General features: G+C 40.0%; 13 protein-coding genes. 7 read left to right on the top strand and 6 right to left on the bottom strand.

Features of this window, described 5'->3' with window-relative positions:
- Positions 1 to 248: 248 nt before the first annotated feature.
- The 3 genes from folP to rlmE form a co-directional block, all read right to left on the bottom strand.
- A complete protein-coding gene (gene folP, locus HUV91_RS00805; protein WP_130074921.1) occupies positions 249 to 1,106 on the bottom strand; it encodes a dihydropteroate synthase in 858 nt (285 codons plus the stop codon).
- A 127-nt stretch (positions 1,107 to 1,233) separates the two neighbouring features.
- The gene (gene ftsH / locus HUV91_RS00800) at positions 1,234 to 3,132 is read right to left on the bottom strand and encodes an ATP-dependent zinc metalloprotease FtsH (protein ID WP_130074922.1); all 1,899 of its coding nucleotides are present in this window, start codon (positions 3,130 to 3,132) and stop codon (positions 1,234 to 1,236) included.
- Between the two features lie 295 nt (positions 3,133 to 3,427).
- Entirely contained in the window at positions 3,428 to 4,096 is a 669-nt protein-coding gene (gene rlmE, locus HUV91_RS00795; RefSeq protein ID WP_130074923.1) for a 23S rRNA (uridine(2552)-2'-O)-methyltransferase RlmE, read from the bottom strand.
- A gap of 196 nt (positions 4,097 to 4,292) precedes the next feature.
- Between rlmE and HUV91_RS00790 the strand changes: the two genes are divergently transcribed.
- From HUV91_RS00790 to HUV91_RS00760, 7 genes are all read left to right on the top strand, one after another.
- Positions 4,293 to 4,616, top strand: a complete 324-nt coding sequence (locus HUV91_RS00790; protein WP_174492212.1) for a YhbY family RNA-binding protein — start codon at positions 4,293 to 4,295, stop codon at positions 4,614 to 4,616.
- Positions 4,617 to 4,640: 24 nt separating this feature from the next.
- The gene (locus HUV91_RS00785; protein ID WP_174492211.1) at positions 4,641 to 5,180 is read left to right on the top strand and encodes a DOMON-like domain-containing protein; all 540 of its coding nucleotides are present in this window, start codon (positions 4,641 to 4,643) and stop codon (positions 5,178 to 5,180) included.
- A gap of 841 nt (positions 5,181 to 6,021) precedes the next feature.
- Positions 6,022 to 7,164, top strand: a complete 1,143-nt coding sequence (carA, locus tag HUV91_RS00780) for a glutamine-hydrolyzing carbamoyl-phosphate synthase small subunit (RefSeq protein ID WP_130074926.1) — start codon at positions 6,022 to 6,024, stop codon at positions 7,162 to 7,164.
- A gap of 13 nt (positions 7,165 to 7,177) precedes the next feature.
- Complete coding sequence (carB, locus tag HUV91_RS00775) at positions 7,178 to 10,411, top strand: carbamoyl-phosphate synthase large subunit (RefSeq protein WP_130074927.1); 3,234 nt, start codon at positions 7,178 to 7,180, stop codon at positions 10,409 to 10,411.
- A 94-nt stretch (positions 10,412 to 10,505) separates the two neighbouring features.
- Positions 10,506 to 10,985 carry a transcription elongation factor GreA gene (greA, locus tag HUV91_RS00770; protein WP_130074928.1) on the top strand — a complete coding sequence of 160 codons (480 nt, stop codon included), beginning with the start codon at positions 10,506 to 10,508 and terminating at the stop codon, positions 10,983 to 10,985.
- Between the two features lie 222 nt (positions 10,986 to 11,207).
- Positions 11,208 to 12,092, top strand: coding sequence for a class I SAM-dependent methyltransferase (locus HUV91_RS00765; RefSeq protein WP_174492210.1), 885 nt, complete (start codon positions 11,208 to 11,210; stop codon positions 12,090 to 12,092).
- A 67-nt stretch (positions 12,093 to 12,159) separates the two neighbouring features.
- Positions 12,160 to 12,795 carry a CatB-related O-acetyltransferase gene (locus HUV91_RS00760; protein WP_174492209.1) on the top strand — a complete coding sequence of 212 codons (636 nt, stop codon included), beginning with the start codon at positions 12,160 to 12,162 and terminating at the stop codon, positions 12,793 to 12,795.
- A 78-nt stretch (positions 12,796 to 12,873) separates the two neighbouring features.
- On the opposite strand, the gene HUV91_RS00755 is transcribed toward HUV91_RS00760, so the two are convergent.
- The 3 genes from HUV91_RS00755 to ubiH form a co-directional block, all read right to left on the bottom strand.
- On the bottom strand, positions 12,874 to 13,122 hold the full coding sequence (locus HUV91_RS00755; RefSeq protein ID WP_130074931.1) for a hypothetical protein: 249 nt from the start codon (positions 13,120 to 13,122) through the stop codon (positions 12,874 to 12,876).
- Positions 13,123 to 13,292: 170 nt separating this feature from the next.
- Positions 13,293 to 14,540 carry an FAD-dependent monooxygenase gene (locus HUV91_RS00750; RefSeq protein ID WP_174492208.1) on the bottom strand — a complete coding sequence of 416 codons (1,248 nt, stop codon included), beginning with the start codon at positions 14,538 to 14,540 and terminating at the stop codon, positions 13,293 to 13,295.
- Positions 14,537 to 15,748 (bottom strand): 2-octaprenyl-6-methoxyphenyl hydroxylase, encoded by a 1,212-nt coding sequence (ubiH, locus tag HUV91_RS00745; RefSeq protein WP_174492207.1) that lies wholly within the window; start codon positions 15,746 to 15,748, stop codon positions 14,537 to 14,539. The genes HUV91_RS00750 and ubiH overlap by 4 nt, the downstream gene beginning before the upstream one ends.
- Positions 15,749 to 15,832 lie beyond the last annotated feature (84 nt).

The following is a 15,832-nucleotide window of genomic DNA, read 5'->3' as shown; positions in this document are numbered from 1 at the left end:
TTGATTTATATCGATACATTTCAATTGTTATATTATAACAATACATTTTTTTCGCAATATGCGATGTCATTTAGGTTGACACGATTTTATAGTGTTTTTGTAATATTATTAAAATTAATATTTTTCAAATATTTAATAAAATAAATACATCTAAATCTAATAAATTCACTTCAAAATAAAAAACACAACAAGAACAATGTTCTCATTGTGTGAAATTTTATCGTGCTTTTTAAACAAGATTCAAAAAGTTAAGACACTGTTGCTAAAGTTGCTCTCCACACTAAAATAGCTTCATGCATCGCTTTAACATCATGCGCACGCACCATACATGCACCTTGCTGAATACTCATGAGATGTGCTGTCACACTACCCACTGCACGATTTTGTGCATCCGCCCCACCCAATGCCTCACCAATAAAGCGCTTACGTGAAAGCGCAGACAGTATGGGGTACCCCATTTCATTCAGCTTATATAACTCATTCAATAGTTTTAAATTTTGCTGAGCATTCTTTGCAAAACCAAAACCAGGATCAATCATAATATTTTCAGGCTTGACCCCTGCATCTAAAGCAGCAGCGACACGTTGCTTTAGCTCATCAATGACATCAGTTGTGACATCTTGATATTGATCTAAATGATTCATCGTCGTTGGCTCACCACGCATATGCATAATGATCACAGGAATATTCAAATCAGCTGCAACTTGTAAAGCATGAGGTCGTGTCAATGCACGCACATCATTCCAAATATGTGCACCTGCTTGCACGGCTGCTTGAATCACTTCAGGCTCAGAAGTATCAATTGAAATCACAACATCTAATTTTGCCAATGCTTGTACGACAGGAATCACTCGCTGTAGCTCTTCTTGAATAGAAACAGGAGAAGCACCAGGCCTTGTTGACTCTCCCCCCACATCAATTACAGTTGCGCCATCCACAATCATCTGCTGAGCAAATGCAATTGCCTGCTCAACTTCATTATGCTTTCCACCATCACTAAATGAGTCGGGTGTTACATTCAAAATTCCCATCACATGTGGTTGTGACAAATCAAGTTGTTGATCACCACATTGTAAAATCCGTTTCGGTAAAGCGACTAATTTCATATCACCCCATATCCTCATCATAACCAATGTTATTTTAACTTTTTAATGCCGATCTGTGGTGAGCTTTCAACTTGAAAATTCCCCATATATAAAAAAACCACCCGAAGGTGGTTTGATTTAAATCATTTTAAACTTTTGGCAATGACGGTAACGGCGGTGGTGTTTCAGCACCATCTGTTGGTGTTACATCAATCACAGGATTTTCTGCAACATATACTTTTGGCGGTTGTGGCTCACGACCTTCCATGATGTCACGGATTTGATCACGATCAATGGTTTCCCACTCAAGTAATGCTTTCACCATTGCATGTGCGATATCTTTGTTATTTTCAAGAATCTCACGTGCAACTTTATACTGCTCATCCAAAATACGGCGAACTTCTTGGTCAACCATTTGTTGTGTTGCTTCAGAAATTGTGCGGCTACCCACATTACCAAAGAAGCCATTTTGGTTTTCGTCTTCGTAAACCATCACACCCATTTTGTCAGACATACCATACTTGGTCACCATCGCACGCGCCATTTTCGTTGCACGTTCAAAGTCGTTTGAAGCACCTGTCGACATTTGGTTAATGAATACTTCTTCAGCAATACGACCACCAAAAAGAATCGAAAGTTCATTCAACATCTTATCTTTATAATGGCTTGTCTGATCATGTTCAGGGAGTTGCCAAGTTACCCCCAAAGCCCAACCACGTGGCATAATCGTTACTTTATGCACAGGGTCTGTACCCGGTAAAATTTCAGCAACAATCGCATGACCTGCTTCATGGTAAGCAGTTGCACGACGTTCTTCTTCACGAATCACCATCGACTTACGTTCAGGACCCATGTAGATTTTATCTTTAGCGTCTTCAAAGTCGTGCATATCGACAGTGTTCTTGTTACGACGCGCAGCGAATAATGCAGCTTCGTTCACAAGGTTTGCCAATTGTGCACCTGAGAAGCCCGGTGTACCACGTGCAAGTACTTTTACGTCTACACCAGTTACAGAAGGTAATTTCTTCAAGTGAACATTCAAGATTTGTTCACGACCTTTAATGTCAGGAAGACCAACCATCACTTGACGGTCAAAACGACCCGGACGAAGTAAAGCTTTATCCAGTACATCCGCACGGTTGGTTGCAGCAATGACGATAATCCCTTCATTACCTTCAAAACCATCCATTTCCACAAGCATTTGGTTCAGTGTTTGTTCACGTTCATCGTGACCACCACCTGTGCCCGAACCACGATGACGACCAACCGCATCAATCTCGTCAATAAAGATGATACATGGCGCATGGCGTTTTGCTTGTTCAAACATATCACGTACACGTGAAGCACCAACACCCACAAACATTTCAACGAAGTCAGAACCTGAAATGCTAAAGAATGGTACTTTCGCTTCACCGGCAATTGCTTTTGCAAGTAAAGTTTTACCTGTACCCGGAGGACCAACCATCAACACACCTTTCGGAATGGTTGCACCGAGACGTTTGAATTTTGCAGGATCTTTTAAGAAATCAACAATTTCAACAACTTCTTGTTTAGCTTCATCACAGCCTGCAACATCAGTAAAAGTCACTTTGATTTGGTCTTCAGACAGCATTTTTGCTTTAGACTTACCAAAACTCATTGGACCATTTTTACCGCCTGCACCACCACCCATGTTGCGCATAAAGAACATGAATAACAAAATGATTAAAAGTACAGGGAAGCTTGCGATAAGAAGTTGCATCAACAAACCTTGGCGTTGAGGTGCAGTACCTTCAACAACAACGTTATTTTTGATTAGAGTAGGCATAAGGTCAGGATCTTGAACCGCAGGACGGATACTTTCAAAATCTGAACCATTCGTTTTTTCGCCACTTATTCTTTCACCATCAATAGTGACTTGTTTAATCTGACCAGCATTTACCGCAGCAACAAACTCAGAATAGTTCATCGCAGCAGGCTTATTGCGGTCGCTGATGTTACTGAAAATTAAAATCAGTACACCGAGTATCACAAGCCACAAAACGGCGTTTTTGAAGAGATCGCTCAAAGCTTTATTCCCATATCAATCTAATTTGATCATGCCCTATTAGAGGGTGATCCTAACAAAAAAGCGAGTAATGAATTTCGCAATAAATTTTAAAAACGTACAAAATGCACAATTTTTAACAACTTGGCAAGAGGACTTATTGACAATTCATACATGATTTACATTTTTCATTTAAATTTTTTCAAAGAAAGTTATTTAACTGCATAATGTTAACGCATTACGCAAGCGACAAACGCCCTAAGAAACAATTTCAAACATAACACATGCATCTGAGAATTCTTAAAAAATTCACATTTTAATCATCAATCTGTACTTGCTGCGAACCCTTTTTACGACCCTGTCCAATTAAGAAGACCTCTTTTGAACGTGCCCGAGATGCAGCAGGTTTAGCCGTTTTCAATACCTCAAAACTACTGACGACTTGCTTACGAAACTCATCAAAACCATCACCTTGGAAAACTTTTACTACAAATTGCCCTTTCGGTCCTAAAACACGATTGGCAAAATCAAGCGCAAGCTCACACAGATAAATTTGGCGAGGTTGATCTACTGCCTTATTACCTGATGTATTGGGGGCCATATCCGAAATTACAACGTCTACGGTACGTCCATTTAAAATATTTAACAATTTTTCAAAAACTTCTTCTTCTCGAAAATCACCTTGTAAAAAGGTCACATCGGGTAAAGCATCCATTTCAAGAATATCTGAAGCAATCACTAAACCTTTGTCACCGACCAATTTGCCTGCAATTTGCGACCAACTTCCAGGGGCAGCACCTAAGTCAACAACGGTCATACCGGGTTTAATCATTTTATATTTTTCTTGAATTTCAAGAAGCTTGTACGCAGCTCGAGCACGATAACCCTCTTTTTGTGCTTTTTTCACAAAAGGATCATCCAAATGCTCTCTCATCCACGCACGACTACTTTTAGATAACTTTTGGTTGGTAATGCGTGTAGCCATAACTCTCTAAATAAAATTGACATTTAACTTTAGATTGTACGTGAAAAACTGAGCTTTTGCAGTAGACAACTGTATCTAAATGCATTGTTATTGACATGTTTTTTTAAATAAGTTTGATCGATTATTTCGTGAGAATGTGCAGCGTTTAAATTTGAGTTTTGCTATACTAAGTCGTTTTTAAAATTAGGTTATCTTTATGGCGGCTTTATCAATCCAAGAACGTAAGCGTTTACGTCAAATCGGACATGCATTAAATCCAGTGGTGATGATTGGAGATAAAGGCTTATCAGAAAATGTCATCGAAGAAACAAACCGTGCTTTAAATGATCATGAGTTGATCAAAATTAAAGTTTCTGGCGAAGACCGTGAAGTACGTGCTGCTGCGATTACTGAAATTGCAGAGGTTACTGGTGCTGAAGTTGTACAAACCATTGGTAAAATTGCTTTGATCTATAAAAAAGCAGCTAAACAAAATCCAAAGTTGTCTAACTTAGTTCGCCACGCACATTTGTCAAACTAAAATTAAATTTTACTGGCAAAACTTATGGCAAGTTATGAACTAAATGCTTTTGATCGCCGTTTTCAAAGTATTTCCTTGGTTGGTGCAATTGAACACGTCAGCCCATTTACGTTAAATGTCGGCTACTGGTTACGTGATCCCAACCAATTTATTCAATATCCTGAATTAGTGGCGTCTCATCCTCGTATCGACTTTTTATGGGAAAATACCTGTTTTGAAGTCTTTATTGGGGTTAAAGGTGAAGATTTCTATCGCGAAATCAATCTCTCCCCATCTCAGGCATGGCAAGCGTATGCTTTTGAAGAGTATCGCTATCCTGAGCTGATGCCACCTGTTGCTGCGGAAGATATTGAACTCAATCAACTCAAACGTACCCATTATGGTTTAAATGTTAGCCTTGATCTGACCGAGTTTATGCTCAAACATAAATTAAAATGGGATGATCTATTTATTGGCTTAACGGCAGTTTTAAATACCACCCAAGGTAAACATTTTTTTGCCATGCAACACAGCAGTCCAAATGCTGATTTTCATAACAAACGTGATTGGTTGCATACATTTTAAGATATATCAGCAAAAGGTACTCCCTTTTGCTTTATCTTCTTGCACTCAGCATTAACGACTTAAACATTAAAAAATAAAGCTCTAATTAAAGAATACCCTCTAACCAACGCTTCAGATATTCACAGATACAGCACCACATCACACTACAAAATTTAGCCTCGCCATAGATCATCACAAAAAATCACAGCGATCAGGCAAAATCGTGTAATTTCGCTTATTTCTTATACATTTCTTTGGAAGATTTATTTGTTCTAATTAGAATGTTTTTTCCACGACTCATTTAAAAATCAATACCAAATTCGACAATGATGATGCAGTGATTCTTACCTCTTGCTTATTTTACATGTACTTTCCAATGCAAAATTTATGGCTTATCCTCTTTATTTTCATAGCACAAATTCACACATATAAGAATAATATTCAAACTATCGAGGAAAATATGATGTATATTTAAGCTAACTTTTTATCTACTTTAAGTAATGCAAAAATCATTTTTTACCAACCGTTCAATTATATCTATCACCACACTTACGATAAAATATTCGCTAACAAGCTAAACTATAACAATAAATTTTAAATTTTGATTTCATATATAAATTCTTCAAAATCGTTCTGAATTATTCATTTTTTTTAAAGCAGAATATCTATCTAAATTCAAGCAGCATATCTCACATTTTGATGGTTTTTTACATGGACTTTGGGGCGACTTGTGCGTATAATGCAGTGTTAAGTTACAAGCGGGCAGACATGAGGAGGGTAGGATTTAATTAACCTTCCTTTTTTTTCGTCTACTCGCTTTTTTACAGCCCTATTTTTGTGGTTTTAGATCAGGAGCTTTGGTTTGAGCATCCCCGCCATTTTAGCCCTCGCTGACGGTACTATCTTTAAAGGTACTTCAATCGGCGCTACGGGAAGTACGACAGGTGAAGTCGTTTTCAACACTGCCATGACAGGCTATCAAGAAATTTTAACTGACCCGAGTTATGCACAACAACTTGTAACTTTAACTTACCCGCATATCGGTAATACAGGTTGCAATAATGAAGATGCAGAATCTGGTCGTATTCATAAAGTTTGGGCGAATGGTTTAATCATTCGTGACCTTCCTTTACTACATAGCAATTTCCGTGCAGAACAATCTCTTGCTGAGTATTTACAACAACACAATGTTGTTGCAATTGCAGATATTGATACACGAAAACTCACACGTATTTTACGTGACAAAGGTGCGCAAAATGGTTGCATCCTTGCAGGTGAAAACATTACTGAAGAAGAAGCTTTAGCAAAAGCACGTGCTTTTGGTGGTCTAAATGGTTTAGACCTTGCCAAAGAATGTTGCGATCCTGAAGGTTTCGAATGGACTGAAGGCTCATGGACACTTGGCAAAGGTTTCTCTCAACCTGAAACTCAGTTCCATGTTGTTGCATACGATTATGGTGTCAAAACCAACATCTTACGTATGCTCGCAGACCGTGGTTGTAAACTGACTGTTGTTCCTGCTCAAACTCCTGCTGAAAAAGTGTTGGCGTTAAATCCAGATGGCGTATTCTTGTCAAATGGTCCTGGCGATCCAGCGGCATGTGATTATGCAATTGAAGCAGTAAAAACCATTGTTGAAGATGCACGTAATGTGCCTGTGTTTGGGATCTGTTTGGGTCACCAAATCCTTGCTTTAGCAAGTGGCGCTAAAACTGTAAAAATGCCTCATGGTCACCATGGCGCAAACCATCCTGTACAAAACTTAGAAAATGGTACAGTGATGATTACTTCTCAAAACCACGGCTTCGCAGTAGATGCTGAAACGCTTCCTGCAAACTTGAAAGCAACGCACAAATCATTGTTCGACCAAACCCTACAAGGGATTCATCGCACAGACAAGCCTGCGTTCAGTTTCCAAGGTCACCCTGAAGCAAGTCCTGGTCCACACGACTGCGCACCGTTGTTCGATCATTTCATCGAACTTATCGAAGCATATAAGAAGTAATTAAGGAGCGATCATGGCTAAACGTACAGACATTAAAAGCATCCTGATTATTGGTGCAGGTCCGATTGTGATCGGTCAAGCATGTGAGTTCGACTACTCAGGTGCACAAGCATGTAAAGCCCTTCGTGAAGAAGGCTACCGTGTTATTTTGGTCAACTCTAACCCAGCGACCATTATGACTGACCCTGCAATGGCAGACGCAACTTACATCGAACCAATCACTTGGCAAACTGTTGCAGCCATCATTGAAAAAGAACGCCCAGACGCAGTTCTTCCTACAATGGGTGGTCAAACAGCATTGAACTGTGCGCTTGCACTGGATGCCAACGGTATTTTAGAAAAATACAATGTTGAATTGATTGGCGCGACCAAAGAAGCGATCGAAAAAGCGGAAGACCGTAAACTTTTCGATATCGCGATGCGCAAAATCGGTTTGGAATGTCCACGTGCTGACGTTGCAGAAGACATGGAACATGCGCTTGAAATTCAAGCGCGTTTCGGTTTCCCTGTGATTATCCGCCCATCATTCACTATGGGTGGTTCAGGCGGTGGTATCGCATATAACAAAGAAGAATTTATTGAAATCTGCGAACGTGGTTTCGACCTCTCTCCTACTCACCAATTATTGATCGATGAATCATTGATTGGTTGGAAAGAATACGAAATGGAAGTTGTTCGTGACAAAAACGACAACTGTATCATTGTATGTACCATTGAAAACTTTGACCCAATGGGCGTGCATACTGGTGACTCAATCACTGTTGCACCTGCACAAACATTGACAGACAAAGAATTCCAATTACTTCGTAATGCGTCTTTAGCTGTACTTCGTGAAATTGGTGTAGAAACAGGTGGTTCGAACGTTCAATTCGGTATCAACCCGAAAGACGGTCGTATGGTTGTGATCGAGATGAACCCTCGTGTTTCTCGTTCATCTGCCCTTGCATCTAAAGCAACTGGTTTCCCGATTGCAAAAATTGCGGCGAAATTGGCTGTCGGTTATACCCTTGATGAATTGAAAAATGACATTACTGGCGGTACAACTCCTGCATCATTTGAACCTGCAATTGACTACGTTGTTACGAAAATCCCTCGTTTTAACTTCGAGAAATTCCCACAAGCTGATGCAACTTTAACGACTCAGATGAAATCTGTCGGTGAAGTCATGGCGATTGGTCGTAACTTCCAAGAATCTGTGTCTAAAGCACTTCGTGGTCTTGAAGTTGGCGCATGTGGTTTTGATGAAAAAATCGCTGTGGGTACGGAAGGTGCACGTGAGAAAATTCTTGTTGAATTAAAAGTTCCAGGTCCAGAGCGTATTTGGTATGTAGGCGATGCATTCCGTCACGGTTTTACCCTTGATGAAGTATTTGAAGCGACTAAAATTGACCGTTGGTTCTTGATTCAAATCGAAGACATCATCAAAACAGAAAATCAAATCAAAACTTTAGGTTTTGGTGATTTGAATGCGGACAACATCCGTTCATTCAAACGTAAAGGTTTATCTGACCTTCGCATTGCGAACTTGATGGGTATTTCACAAAAACAATTCCGTAAACATCGTTGGAACTTGGGCGTAACACCAGTGTACAAACGTGTGGATACATGTGCTGCTGAGTTTGAATCTGACACAGCTTACATGTACTCAACTTACGATGAAGAATGTGAAGCGAATCCATCTAGCCGTGACAAAATCATGGTGATCGGTGGTGGTCCTAACCGTATTGGTCAAGGGATCGAGTTCGATTACTGCTGTGTACACGCAGCGCTTGCAATGCGTGATGACGGTTATGAAACAATCATGGTGAACTGTAACCCTGAAACTGTTTCTACCGACTATGACACGTCTGATCGTTTGTACTTCGAACCAATCACACTTGAAGATGTACTTGAAATCGTGCGTATCGAGAAGCCTAAAGGCATTATCGTACAGTACGGTGGTCAAACTCCGTTGAAATTGGCTCGTGCTTTAGAAGAAGCAGGTGCGCCAATTATCGGTACATCTCCAGATGCAATCGACCGTGCAGAAGACCGTGAACGTTTCCAACAAATGATTCAACGTCTACAACTTCGTCAACCAAACAACAGCATTGTAAAATCTGCTGAAGAAGGTATGGCAGAAGCTGCGAAAGTTGGCTATCCACTTGTGGTACGTCCTTCTTACGTGCTTGGTGGTCGTGCGATGGAAATCGTGTACAACGATGAAGAGTTGAAACGCTACTTACGTGATGCGGTTCAAGCATCTAACGAAGCACCAGTACTTCTTGACCACTTCTTAGATGATGCCATCGAAGTTGACGTAGACTGCGTATCTGACGGTAAAGATGTTGTGATTGGCGGGATCATGCAGCACATCGAACAAGCAGGTATTCACTCAGGTGACTCAGCATGTTCTATTCCTCCTTATTCTCTGTCTCAAGAGATTCAGGACGAAATGCGTCGTCAAACAATTGCAATGGCAAAAGAACTTGGCGTTGTTGGCTTGATGAACGTTCAATATGCTGTCAAAGGTAATGACGTTTACATCTTAGAAGTGAATCCACGTGCATCACGTACTGTGCCATTTGTTTCTAAATGTATTGGTGAATCTTTAGCAAAAGTTGCTGCACGTTGTATGGCGGGTCAATCTTTAGAATCTCAAGGATTTACTAAAGAAATCATCCCGACTCACTTTGCAGTAAAAGAAGCAGTATTCCCATTCAACAAATTCCCTGGTGTCGACCCTGTACTTGGGCCTGAGATGAAATCTACAGGTGAAGTGATGGGCGTAGGTAAAACATTTGGTGAAGCATTCTATAAAGCAGTGCTTGGTTCAAATGATCGCTTACCTGGTCTTCCAACTGAAGGTGAAATCAAACACGCATTCTTATCCGTACGTGATTCAGACAAACCTCGTGCAGTCGGTATTGCAAAACAATTAACTGAGCTTGGTTTCAAAGTGATCGCTACTGGCGGTACTTATGATGTCATCAAAGCTGCGGGAATTGAATGTGAACGTGTGAATAAAGTTACAGAAGGTCGTCCAAATATTGTCGACCGCTTGAAAAATGGCGAGATTCACCTCATTATCAATACAACTGAAGGCAAACAAGCTCAGCAAGATTCATTCTCGATTCGTCGCTCTGCGCTTCAAGGTAAAGTGTACTACACGACAACTTTGAACGGTGCTGAGGCTGTATGCCAAGCTTTAGCGATTAAATTGCCAATGGATGTATACCGTTTGCAAGATTTACAAACTGTAGGTTAATTCGTTTTCCGAGAAGTCCCGTCACCTCTCGGTGGCGGGCTTTTTTCATTTCTAAACCTATATTTTTATAAACTAACAAATTTGAGGGACAACAATGCAACGTTATCCTATGACGCCTGAAGGCAAAGTTGCCTTAGAGAAAGAATTGCAACAGTTAAAATCTGTTGACCGTCCACGTATTACTGCTGCAATTGCAGAAGCACGTGAACATGGGGACTTAAAAGAGAATGCTGAATATCATGCTGCTCGTGAGCAACAAGGTTTCTGTGAAGGTCGTATTCAAGACATCGAAGGTAAACTCGGTGCATGTCAAGTGATCGACGTTAAGGAGCTTGAGCAAACAGGTCGTGTGGTTTTTGGTGTGACTGTCACCATTGAAAACTTAGATACTGAAGAGCAAAAAACCTATCGGATCGTGGGTGATGATGAGGCTGATTTTAAAATCAATAAAATCTCAGTAAACTCACCGATTGCCCGTGGTCTTTTGGGTAAAAATGAGGGTGATGAAGCGAAAATTCAAACACCAAACGGTGAAGTTGAATATGAAATCGTAAAAGTTGAATATCTTTCATAAGCGTTAAATGAAAGATTTTTGATAAAATTTAGGGCTGATTGATCAGCCCTTTTTATTTTAACCACATCACCATAATATAAATTAATCATTTCAAATCACAAATCGGCAAGTCTCTAAAGCTTATGTATTTGCAATAAAATTCACAACATAAAATCATTTCGCCATTGTTAAATCTGTAAATTCATTTAAATTATTAGAAAATAAAAATTGACGGAAACTATTATGAAAGCAGGACGCGTCAGTCGTACCGCCGAAGCCGCAGCAGCCTTACGTGCCAATCACCATCTCTATGCCAATGACCCAATATTTTCCGACCCATACGCTTTTGATCTCACCAATGCGCGTTGGCGATTATTACTGAAAAATGGTTTATTTCGTAAAACCTTAAATTCAAGTTTTATGAACCAAACTTTTGGTAAACTTACAGGACAAGTGGTCGGACGCTCACGTTATGCTGAAGATTTGCTTATTCAAGCCATTGAGCAACATAACATTCAACAATATGTTTTAGTGGGTGCAGGCTTAGATTCCTTTGTTTTACGTTTAGCCAGTCAATATCCACAATTAAAAATTTTTGAATTGGATCATCCTGATACACAAAAAACTAAGATTGCAAAATTAAAGAAGATTTCTAAATCAAATCGATTCCCTGCCAATGTCGAATTTGTCAGCATCGATTTTGAAAAAGAAAAATTATCTGATGCCCTACTTCGTAGTCAATATCAACCCTCTGAAACAGCATTTTTTTCATGGCTCGGCACTACTCATTATTTAACACCTGAAACCACACTGACGACGCTACAAAATATTGTCTCTATTGCACCCTCAGGCAGTGAGTTAGTCATGGATTATTCTATTGATTATAAGCAGTTACAAGGCATCGAGCGGTATGGTGCATTTGCACTAACACATTTTACCCATTTCTTAAAAGAACCATTATTAGGTACTTTTATTCCATCTGATTTGCATCAAGCCGTTGAAAAAATGGGTTATGAGGTTGTTGAAGATTTGTCAGGTATTGACATTACAACACGTTATTTTTATCAACGTGCGGATTATATTGAACATACAAAGGCTGCACAGTTAATTCATTTAAGAGTTGCTTAGGCTATTTTCTTACGCTTTGTGCTAAAGTCATATAGAATGGTGTGACCACGTGCCTGCTACATTTTATATGACTGATTCCATAAACTCACCTGTAAAACATTGGTGTGAATTTGAGTTTATTTCTAAAACTGTGAAAAACCCCAATATTCACATTAAAGGCAATTACAGTTATTACTCTGCTTATTGGGATCAGGGTTTTGAGCGTTGTGTGGTACGTTATTTACATGACAAACCGTCTACGCCTGAAAAGCCAATTGATCAGCTGTATATCGGTAATTTTGTTTGTTTTGGTGCTGAATGCGTCATCATGATGGGTGGTAATCAGCTACATCGAACCGATTGGATCTCAGCTTTTCCTTTTGATACCCGTAGTTTTTTGCCTGCGGGTGATACATTCATTGCAGATGGTTGTTGGATTGGCAGTCGTGCCATGATTATGCAAGGGGTAACGCTTGGCGAAGGTGCTGTGGTGGCAACAGGTGCTGTGGTAACCAAAGATGTTCCACCTTATGCCATTGTGGGTGGTGTTCCAGCAAAAATTATAAAATATCGTTTTTCAGAACAAGAGATTAAAAAACTGCTTGCGCTTAAACTGTATGAAATCGATGAAAAGCAATTTTTGAAAATGCGAGAACAGCTACAGATGGATGATGTGAATCAATTGGTTCAACATTTTCATGACATTTACTTATATTCATCATGATTTTATTCAAAACATAAAAAAGCCCAAACTATTTTAAGCATTTACCTAAAATCTTTGGGCAATTTCTACTGAAGCAGTTTAGTCTTTTGACTCATCTGGTGGCACTTCAGTAATTTTCCCACCACGTGCTAAAAATGCAGCAACTTCATCTTCCAATGCTTGACGCTGTTTCAGCTTAGCAGTGACCGTTAAAGTTTCAGCTTCTGCTAAGTCCGCATCTGATACCGTTGAATCACTCGCAGCCGCACCTTTTTCGGCAGCTTTCGCTTCATCATCATCTACAGCGCTGTCTTCTGTATTTTCATCGTAATCATTTGTGTCCGTCATTGACGATCTCCCCATGAATGACTATACATTTACCAAAGTCGGTTCTAATTACGAAGAAATGTACCAATCTCTCAAGCATTCGCCTAGTGCTAAATACACAAAAATCGTATTTTTTTCACTCAAATTCATCATTTTTTTTAAATGATTGTCCAAAAATTATCACTTTTGTTTCAAAGTGCATAACGTGTATGGCTTAAGTTTGCCAAACCGTTGGCTTGTGCCATAAAGCGTTCTTTTAATGCAGGGATATTTTCCACTTGTTTTAAGCCAAAATTTCTCGCCCATACCAATGGAAAATGCTCAGCACTTTCTAAGAAGCCAATCGCAGACATGCCGTGCATCATGGCATCATTTTGTCCTTTACGTTGGTGTTCATAACGCTTCAAGGTTTGTTCATGTGCCCAAACACCACGTTCACGGTCTTTTAATAACACATCACACAAAACGGCGGCATCTAAACAACCAATATTGACACCTTGCCCTGCAAGCGGATGGATCACATGCGCAGCATCACCAATTAATGCTAAACCATTTTTCACATAACGCTGTGCAGCACGAGCTTTGAGTGGAAATTTGGCACGAGGCGTGGATTCCAAAACCTCGCCCAACATGTAATGACTTTCACGCGTGAGCAATTGGCAAAATTCTTGATCATTTAAACTTGCATATTCATCGGCATAATCATCAGGCAATGTCCACACAATTGAAACCCAGTGTTCAGCCTGTTCAGGCTTTAAACTCGCCATGGGTAAAAATGCCAAAGGTCCTGTTGGATGGAAAATCTGACGCGCGACATATTGATGTGGTGCTGTAGTACGAATAGCACAGGTTAAACCTGCCTGCTTGTAGTCCAAAATATCAAGGTCAATAAAAGCTTGTTCTCGTACAAACGAGTTTGCACCATCTGCACCAATAACCAATTTGGTTTTTAATGTTGTGCCATCTGCCAATTGAATGATCCAACAGCCTACGCCCTGCTCAACACGTGTTACTCGAACTTTTGTTCGATAATCTTTCACTTTTTCAAGCATTGTCTGTTGAATGGCTAGGTTTAAAACACTCGGCTCAACCATAAACCCTAAGCAATTTTGCTCAGAGGGAAATTGATTAGACGCTTGCCCAAAATTAATTTCACCATAGCCATTTTTATTCCACACTTGCATCCCTGTATAAGGCATTTGGCGTGCAAGTTTTTCCCAAACTTGTACCGTTTTCAGCAAATGAATTGTGGCTTGACTTAAAGCTAAAACACGAGGATTGGCAGTGCTTAATGTTTTTTCAGCATCTAAAATTGGTGCAGCATCTAACACCGTGGCTTGAACACCACCTTCTGCAAGCAACAAAGCCGTTAAACCACCAACCAAACCACCACCAATAATTACCACATCTAACAAATCTTGAGGATTGAATTCACTCATGCTTTTAACCCCATCGCATAATTGGCAACTAACGGTTTAATGCCTGGAATTACATCAAATGCCACTAAACCCGTATTTCTTAAAATTTTTAAGACTGGATTTTGATTACTAAAACCACGCACCACAGAATCACAGAATTTAATTACACGTTTTTGATCTGCTAAACGGGCTTGCTCATAGGCTTTCAGCATTTCAGGCTCACCTAAATCTTGAGCGTTGGCAATTTGTTGGTTGAGATAACGTACTAACACATCCGCATCACGCATGCACAAGTTAAAACCTTGTCCTGCAACAGGATGAATAGTATGTGCGGCATTTCCCATCAAAATCACACGTCCAACTGCTTGTTTGTGTGCCAAGACTTGTGACAATGGAAAACTAAAGCGCTTGCCTGTTTTGATAAATTTCCCAGCACGATCACCATAAGTTTTTTGCAAAGCATCAAGAAAATGTTGGTCATTTTCCTCACCCAGCCATTCATGTTCTGTACCTTTGGTCACAGGCCAAACCACAGAACGGCGACATTCTCCAGGTAATGGTAATAATGCCAAAGGACCTAAATGGCTAAAGCGTTCAAAACCGACTTGATTGTGCGGCTTAGATGTTTGTACCGCTGTCACAATGGCAACTTGCTCATAATCATGTACGTCCACACCCACGCCCAAAGCCTGACGACAGAATGAATCTCGACCATCAGCAGCAATCACCAGTTTTGCTTTTAAAGAATGGATATACGCTTCACCACGTGTGGCTTCGATATAGACTTCGTCTTGATCTTGTGTCAATGAAGTGACTTGTACACCATCAATCAACTCAATTAAAGGTTGTTGGCGCACTTGCGATAATAAAACACGACCTAACCATGCATTTTCAATCACTTGCCCAAAGCTTTCGACTTTTTCTTCGTCAGCTTTTAAACGTGCTTTACCAAAACTACCTTGCTCAGTGATATGGACTTCTAAAATCGGAGTTGCATGTTCTTGTAATGCCGCCCAAAGTCCAAGTTTTTGGTAAATCTGTACGGTACGGCGAGATAATGCAGTATTTCGTGCATCAAAACTTGAGTGATAAGGAGCAACACTGCTATCTTCATAGTTTGGATATTTAATGGCTTCAAGCAATTTCACTGCGATATTTGACTTTGCAAGCATGAGTGCCAAACTCAGCCCGACCATTCCACCACCGACAATAATGACGTCTTGTTGCATGTCTTGACCCTTTCTCTATACGATTCAGCATGCTGAACACTTATAATGATGATTAATTTCATATTACATCAAGGTCAGTAATTT

This window comes from Acinetobacter sp. Marseille-Q1623 (assembly GCF_902809895.1).
Classification (GTDB): domain Bacteria; phylum Pseudomonadota; class Gammaproteobacteria; order Pseudomonadales; family Moraxellaceae; genus Acinetobacter; species Acinetobacter piscicola_A.
The sequence above is the reverse complement of the archived record's forward strand: the minus strand, read 5'-3'. Positions and strand labels throughout refer to the sequence as shown.